Source organism: Vibrio sp. 10N.222.46.A1 (genome assembly GCF_041473595.1).
Taxonomy (GTDB): domain Bacteria; phylum Pseudomonadota; class Gammaproteobacteria; order Enterobacterales; family Vibrionaceae; genus Vibrio; species Vibrio tasmaniensis_A.
Window position 1 is genome coordinate 1 of sequence record NZ_JBFRSN010000783.1, and the last position, 855, is coordinate 855.

General features: G+C 44.8%; 1 protein-coding gene. It reads left to right on the forward strand.

The annotated features are described in order from the left end of the window. A partial coding sequence (gene nagK / locus AB4496_RS20095; protein ID WP_372131732.1) for an N-acetylglucosamine kinase occupies positions 1 to 855 on the forward strand: 855 nt, incomplete at both ends.

Sequence of the window (855 nt, forward strand, 5' to 3'; positions counted from 1 at the left end):
GTATTACGGCTTCGATGTTGGCGGCACAAAAATAGAGTTTGGTGCATTCAATGAGAAACTTGAGCGAGTAGCAACAGAACGTGTTCCAACACCAACAGACGATTATCAATTACTGCTTGATACGATTGCTGGTTTAGTTAAAAAATACGACAACGAATTCTCTTGTGAAGGCAAAATTGGCCTTGGTCTTCCTGGCATGGAAAACGCAGACGACGGCACTATGCTGGTTGTTAACGTACCGGCTTCAACAGGTAAGCCACTACGTAAAGACTTAGAAGCGCTTATTGGTCGTAGTGTAAAAATCGAGAATGATGCGAACTGTTTTGCGCTTTCAGAAGCATGGGATGATGAACTTAAAGATGAACCATCAGTTGCTGGCCTAATTCTAGGTACTGGCTTCGGTGGCGGTTTAGTTTACGAAGGCAAAGTGTTCTCTGGTCGTAACCACGTTGCTGGTGAACTGGGCCATATGCGTCTCCCTATTGATGCTTGGTTCCACCTCGGCGACAACGCACCGTTATTAGGTTGTGGTTGTGGTAAAAAAGGTTGTTTAGACAGCTACTTATCAGGTCGTGGCTTCGAATTGATTTATGAGCACTACTTCGGTGAGAAGAAGAAAGCGATTGAAATCATCCAAGCATACAACGAAGGTGAAGCAAAAGCGGCTGAGCACGTAGATCGCTTCATGGAGCTATTGGCTATCTGTTTTGCGAACTTGTTTACGGGTCTTGACCCACATGTTGTTGCACTGGGTGGTGGTCTTTCAAACTTCGAACTTATCTACGAAGAAATGCCAAAGCGCATCCCTAAATACCTACTGTCTGTAGCGAAGTGTCCTAAGATCATCAAAGCGAA